At 37.3% G+C, this 7,083-nt stretch carries 5 protein-coding genes; all 5 read right to left on the reverse strand.

Translation table 11 applies throughout. The annotated features are described in order from the left end of the window. Nucleotides 1–464: 464 nt before the first annotated feature. Nucleotides 465–2,825, reverse strand: coding sequence for a TIGR03986 family type III CRISPR-associated RAMP protein (locus K6G87_RS15280; protein ID WP_296839147.1), 2,361 nt, complete (start codon nt 2,823–2,825; stop codon nt 465–467). Continuing rightward, nucleotides 2,818–3,330, reverse strand: coding sequence for a type III-D CRISPR-associated protein Csx19 (gene csx19, locus K6G87_RS15285; RefSeq protein WP_296839149.1), 513 nt, complete (start codon nt 3,328–3,330; stop codon nt 2,818–2,820). Before csx19 ends, K6G87_RS15280 begins: the two co-directional genes overlap by 8 nt. Then, complete coding sequence (locus K6G87_RS15290) at nt 3,323–4,669, reverse strand: RAMP superfamily CRISPR-associated protein (RefSeq protein ID WP_296839150.1); 1,347 nt, start codon at nt 4,667–4,669, stop codon at nt 3,323–3,325. Before K6G87_RS15290 ends, csx19 begins: the two co-directional genes overlap by 8 nt. 3 nt (nt 4,670–4,672) lie before the next feature. After that, entirely contained in the window at nt 4,673–6,844 is a 2,172-nt protein-coding gene (locus K6G87_RS15295; protein ID WP_296839151.1) for an RAMP superfamily CRISPR-associated protein, read from the reverse strand. Beyond that, nucleotides 6,841–7,083 (reverse strand): hypothetical protein (locus K6G87_RS15300; protein ID WP_296839153.1); only part of this gene is annotated, 243 nt, incomplete at its 5' end. The genes K6G87_RS15295 and K6G87_RS15300, both read right to left, overlap by 4 nt.

Consider the following 7,083-nt stretch of genomic DNA (forward strand, 5'->3'; position numbering starts at 1 on the left):
GACGTCAACAGCAAATATATTGTGAATATAAATGCCGAGGGATATCTGATAAATTGTCTTACAAACAGAATGATTAAGTAGTCTAAGTGGCATAAGCTTCACATAGGATGTAACGAGATCATTAAAAATAAAAGATGCCTGCAGCAAAGGTGGCTTAAGCTTCACCAGCGCCAGCAGGCATCTTTTTTACTATATCCCATACATTCATATAACATTTTCAAAATCCACACCAATATAGGGATTCAGGATTAACTGAAATAAGCGATATAGATTCTTTAGAATATGATGAGCTTTTAAAAAAATATGGTCTAGAATAGAAATTGGTCGTTCCTTTAATAAATCTATTTTTTCAAGAATTTTTTTTATTCAATTTTCCATAAATAGTTCTAAAACTATAGGCCAGTAATAAACTTATAATTACTGGCCTAATAATAAACAGAAGACTAATGAAATTGTATTAGATGCTAGATCTTATCTGTTATCGAATATCTCTTTTTACCATTTTTTTCAGAGATTTCAATAATTTTTGCCAAAAACTTGGTTCCTTCATATTCTTGAAGCCTATTGTTTTTTGCATTACTTATATGCAATAAGGCATTCTCACCATTAGGTAGTTTTACAAATATTCCAAATACATGTTTATTCTCTTTATTTTCTGCAAACCCGTTAAATCTTACTTCAACAGAATCTCCTTGTTTCAGAATTCTCTTCTTTTCGCCTAAGGAGAGCTTACTTTCATCTGGTTCTGGCAGAATAGATAAACTTTTGGGATTGGTTCTGTTTTTCGCGAACCACTCATATATTGGGCGGTTCTTATCCGTGCGTGGATAATCAACATTTTCAGTTGCAACTGTATCAGAATTTGCCATTATAAGTAGTTTCTTAACTTCTTCGGAATCAGTATTAAAAGAAGGCTTTTGAGTATTAATATCTACTCCTACCTCTGAAAGATTCTTTAATTTAAAACCAAATCCATCCTGACTGTCTTTGTTCTTGAAATCACGGACCTTTCCGCCGTCAACTACCAGCTTAACGCTTCCGTATCCCAATGGTTTGCCATGACCAAGCTTATGCTGATACTTGCTGTTTACATCATTATCTCCAAGTTCAATTGTCCAGATAAGATCCTGAAGCTGTACTTTTGAAATCTGATCAAAATAAATTTTAAATGTAAAACTTCCTTTATCGAGGCTCTCCATGGTGCTGTTAAGATTGGTCTTTCTTATATCATCCTTAGCAGGTTCATTGTGCCAATACATTTTTCTGCCTCTTGGCATGGAATTTTCCAAATGATAATAGTTTGTGTGACTCTCACTACCACCGTCCATATATTCGGTCACGCCGTAAAAATCATAATTCCAATATGTCGCATTATTAACAGGTTTTTTTAAATAAAACTCAAATGCTGTCGTTCTTGGTGTGGACAATACCTGTAAGGTATGCCTTGACGTTTTTATTTCATTACCATTAGTCATAAAAGCATCCGTAAACCTTACATGTCCTTTCATTCCTCCATCTTTTACCGTACCAAACAATAAGCATGCAGGACATAAATCATTCTCACAAGGAGTGTGCCCTTTAATTATATCTTTCCATTTTCTCCTTTGGGCGATACGACCGGCAGCGGAACCTGACATATATACTATATCTTCGTTTTTTTCATTATCTGTGACAATAAAATAATATACCGGTACCAGTTTTTCTTTATTATTGCAAGCGTCCTCCAAACATTCTTTCAGATTATTATTGCAAAGATTATTTGGATTATTATTAGAACCTACAGCTCCATCTCTATGAAGTGCTGACTTTAACTTTTTGTATGCTTCGGCATAAAGCATGTCTTTCTTTTTTTCTTTATTCTCATCACCTTTAGCAGAACTATCCTGCCATCTGTGCACCTCATCTTTCTTCTTTAAGTATGCAATATGATATATTCGACTTGTATCAACCGGAACATTATACTGTAGCCATCCTTTGTTATTTACATAAGTTCCCGTAGGGCTTTTAATTACTATTCCATCGCAGTTTATAAATAGATAGTGCACTATGTTTTTATCAACTTCACGTGCTTTTACCTGATCCGAAACTTTAATATCCCATTTCCTGCTATTCTTTTGGTTTTTGACAAACAACGCTCCGCATTCGATCTGTTTACCTTTATATATGTAATTTTTAAGTTCACTTTCAATCTGATCAAGATTATTCATAATTTCATATTTGAAATTATGATTTTTATCCAGCTTTTTGTTCTCTTTATTATTTCTGATCCGATCCATCGTTTCTGCATAGTATGTGCCAGAGACTTCATATAAGGGAACAACTATAACTTCTTCAAGCATCTTGGTTGTATTATAAAGAACCCAACGTTCTCCATCATATCCCAAAAGACCGCGCTTACTCAGAGCACCATACAATGGCACTCTCTGGCTCATGGGTTTATCACTCATCAAAAAAGGCATACAGCTGTTTGTAACTGTTTCATATGTGCTTCTTATAAGCCCACGCAATTCACTTCCCGAAATCGCATATTCTTTATGCTCTGTTTCAGGGTTGTATATCTTAAGAAAATCATATTCTGTATGAATATCACGAGGGTTTCTAAATTCATTCTTACTGCCCTTATAGTTGTTTGCTTTCAGATCCCAGTATTTGGGATGTGCTCCATCCGGAACAATAAGCGGAGTTTTTATATGCAAGGTAACATCAATCCACCCTGATAAAAGCTCCTTCTGAATATCGCCTCGGTAGGTTTTTTCCTTGCTTACTGTACTGGGGCTGCTGTTTCCAAATGGTACAAAATTATATGGATTTACAAAATTATACATTAGCTTCCCCTTCCTTTACGAATCCGGCAAGACGATTATCATAGATAAAAGCCATCCCATCTTTGTCTGAATATGAAATGTACGATATAACCTTAACAGCTGCCATATCTTCCTCTATCGGCAACTCGTATTTGCCGCCGCCGGTTGTCATCAAGTGAAGATTTCCGGATTCCCCCCGGCTTGTATGAGTAGAATCAATATCAAGTGTCTGATATTTTATTATATATTCATCATCCTTTAGATTCTCTTCGGAAGCTACTCTCCACTGAAATGGATTATTGGTACCTATCATGGTTCTTCTGGCAAGAAATTCCTGTGTCTCTGAAAACAAGCGTATCTCCAAAAGTTTTCCCCACTCGATGCCATCAAGTGTCCCCGTCTTTTTAGATCCCGAAAGGAATCTGTCAGTCTGATAAGCGATAAAGTATTCGTAATCACAATGATGTACTTTCTCAGAAATCTCAGCTTCCGAGCAGACTCCTGAGTTTTTCCAATCTCTATTCATTCTTATCGTCCTCCTTCAGCCAGTTTAGAGCGCCTCCTTTATCAATGGTGCTCTTCATTCCTTCGGTTTTGTCATTACCATTGGCCTTTACAGATATTACCTGCATGGTTCCTCTGCCAACAGACGCTTCTCCGCCTAATGTGATAAGCCCTAAATGTAGATCGCATATGCATGCTGCAAGTAATTCCAAGTATCTATAATCTATGCTGTTTTTTCTGTATGTGATCTTAAGTGTTCCTTCGCCACCTGAATAAACCATGTTTGTAAAAAGTGCAGTATTACTCGGTGCAGCGGTAAAGCGATCTATTGCCGTTCTCATTACGGAACTCTTCTGAGCAGCTTTATCTTTTATCAATAATTCCGTTTCGGAAAAACCAAGCTTTGATTTTCCAATACTACCTGAGCCTGGTGCAATTCCAAACAACTCATCGACCTTCAGCATTTCATCTGAATCTTCCGATATTCCGGTATCTCTTAACAATGCTCGCATATGATGCCTAAACGCCCCTGCCCATGCCGTTCCCGGAACAACCGGATTGCCTTTATGATTCTCCATGGGCACCGAATCCGGAACAGATCCATCCTCAGCCAGCTCTGTCCTTGCTGTATTTACTCTAACCGAATACTGACTTGTCGCTCTGAATTTAATCTCTAATACTGTATCTAATCCCTTCAGTTCACCGGTTAATTCAAACGAATCTTTAAAGCTTTCTCTGTCATAAGGATTAAAAGCGTTAATCCAATCATTCAGATCTTTGGGAAAATCGAATAAGCGTCTTTTTACGGAAAGCTTAAACTCCCCATAACCTCTCGATGTCCTTGCCCCAACCATTATGCCGTCTGCAACATAATGCTTTAATATCGGTTCTATTATTCCATCGATCTCTGTATCATACTGCTCGTCATTTCCGGTCCACTCAATAATCGAATAAAAACTGCAACCGGACTCTGCTATTTGAAAGTCAAATTTGGAAGTTTTCTTAGCAGTACCCCAATCATTAAGCCCCACTCCGTCTCGCCTTCCAAACACTATATCGTCCTTGGTTATTGTTTTATCTAAAACAGCATCCCCAAATATAACAGCACTCTTTTCTATTATTGGATCACCCCCCGGCTTGAGAGATGGTAAAACAGTTCCAAACAATCTATTCTCTGTTTCTTGCGACATTCCCATAGAAAGTGCCTGATGTCTGATAATTCCGGCCAAACTGGTTCCGGGAATGAAAGGAAGACCTCTTCCATCAAGCATTAAATCACTATCACTTTCCTCATGTCTGCCGTTCCCGATCCTAACCGGAGAAGACTGTTCAAATGAAAGACTATAATATACTTTTTTCATAGACTATCTCCTCCCTTTCTGATAATGAATCATATGCAATAATGTTTGCAACGGTTCTTTCCAGCTGCGTTCAAGACTTTCAAGAACATCAGGTGTGTTATGTATCTCATTCAAAATATTTTTATCTTCAATCATCTTTGCAAAATCAATTGACTTTCTGTCCTCACCGTAGAACGCCTTAATTAAATCCTTAGACTTTGCTTTTTTACCAACTGATTCACTGCTGACATCACTTATCTTCATGCTTTCAATCATTTTGTAAAGCTCTTCCAGGTTTTCAGATTCAGTCAGCATCTGCCTGATTCTTCCCGCAGGTATATCGTTAAGAATTTGCTGTTTATAATACAAACCATCATCTTTTTTCTTGAATCTGAATGCATATTCCTGGATTTCCGCAAGTGCTGCATTATAAAGTAACATGTGATTAAATTCTGCGACTTTGTCCTTGTCTTCTGCTCCAGACTTAACAGATATTCTCCCGTATGAAGCATCAGCCATTTCAGCCAGCTTGCTGACAGGCATAAGCTCAATACGTCCCATCCCTTCCTGCTGATATTCTCCTATAATGACTTCTGACTTATAATCTCCTTTTTTCGCTTTAAAACAATATACACTTCCACCCATGATAGCTTGGATTTTGGGTTTCTGCATCTGCCACATGCCATGATATCCGGTAAGAACACGATATCTGCAGATATCATTCATTTCGGATACAACCTCTTCATTAAGGTCAAAAGCTTTTGCTATTTCCTTTCTGACATGATCATTATCCGTATAAAAAACAGCATTATTCTGAAGGACAAGATCACTTTTAAGTATTGCAACCAAAGGTTCATCATTTTCTACAGATATTGTCTGCGGACAATAGTCCTCAATAGAAATATTTTTTATTGTTGCCATTCCGTATTGGGTCTTCTTGCTTCTTCCAAGCTTTAATTGTCCTGCACATAATAGTTTCTCTATGGTTCCGATAAACTCTTTGGGGAGAATCACATATCCGCCATATACCATTCCCTGTTTAAGTGACTCCTGCATGTACAGTCCCTTTTTAGCTCTGTCGGAATTCTCAATTTCATTAATTCGGTTGTGATAATCTGTCTGCGTTTCCGGCTGAGAAATATATATCTTTCGCTTATCATTATCAAATGATGCAAAATACCCGTCGAGACTTTTGGGTTTTTTCTTCTTCCATTCGGAATCTTTTGCAGCATAAATATTCTCTATTTTTCCTCTATCATTTTTAAGTTTCATCATCATAGCAGGTACAGGGGTTGAAATATTCCCATTAATCACAGGAGTAAGAGCTGACCATTTTACCGTTCCGTCCAGGAAGAGTTTTGTAAAGATCTCGTCAGCTTCTTTATGCTCTTTCAAATATATTCTTGAGAAAAGACCTATCATCGTTCGAGCCTGTATCTGCGCACCATTTTCCATATATTCCTGAACCGTAATCGGTGATTCAAATTCTACATGGTATTTAATTAGGACATTTTCATTATGAGCAGTTGAATGGTCTTGAACCGTTATTTGCGACGCTTCTGAGCTATCACTATCAAACTCAGGTATCACTAGTACATTACCTAAACCACGAGTTCTGTTTAACCCAATATGATTAAGCGTCTTGCATGCTGATATAACTAATGAGCGTTCTGTATCATTAAGATTGTTTGTATTGACCTGACAAACAAATTCCAGCTCTTTTCCTGTTATCGGATCATACTGATTTAAAACCCTCACAAATCTAAGGCTTCCGCTTTCAGCTTTTCCATCAGAGCCTATTTTCGTCTGCCCTCTAACTGAAGAGTAGCATCTCATGATTTTTTCTGAAGTTGACTGCCTGATCAAGTAATCTTTTTTGCCGTCGTTCTTAAGATCAAGAATATAATCATGTAATGAATCAATACCGGGAATAGTTGCATTACCAATGCTCAGCTTGCCTTCTTTTCCATTTTCATTGCCAAATATTTCATCAATCGTATTCTTGTCTGCTTCTTGTAGTCCAAATATTCCTAACTGTACAGCTGAATCACGAAGACATCCCAAAATTCTCTTCCCTGGTATATATGGAAATCCATAATTATCCGCGCAGATATCACTATCTATACTGTACCCAACGCTTTCACCGTTACCAGCGCAAAGATCAGACATAAGTTTTATTCTTATTTTCTGCATCATTTCACCCCCATATACCAAAGATCATATATTTCAGCAAAGTCATATAACGCTTTTAAAAAGATTTTCTCATCGGAATACAGTTTTCTTATGTCATCTTCCAATCCCTGTGTATGGCCATACAGACTAATCAATTCTTTTCTGGCTGCTGTTTCGCTTCTTTCATACGCAGAACCTATTGTCTTGATGGCCGTTCTTGGCACTGTACTGTTTAAATCCCTCTTTTTCTCAAAAATCTCTTT

Source organism: Butyrivibrio sp., assembly GCF_024699075.1.

Bases quoted from the DNA above. Each gene is read 5' to 3' on its own strand.
- K6G87_RS15280 (WP_296839147.1), bottom strand. From the start codon at position 2,825: ATGTATAATTTTGTAAATCCATATAATTTTGTACCATTTGGAAACAGC.
- csx19 (WP_296839149.1), bottom strand. From the start codon at position 3,330: ATGAATAGAGATTGGAAAAACTCAGGAGTCTGCTCGGAAGCTGAGATT.
- K6G87_RS15290 (WP_296839150.1), bottom strand. From the start codon at position 4,669: ATGAAAAAAGTATATTATAGTCTTTCATTTGAACAGTCTTCTCCGGTT.
- K6G87_RS15295 (WP_296839151.1), bottom strand. From the start codon at position 6,844: ATGATGCAGAAAATAAGAATAAAACTTATGTCTGATCTTTGCGCTGGT.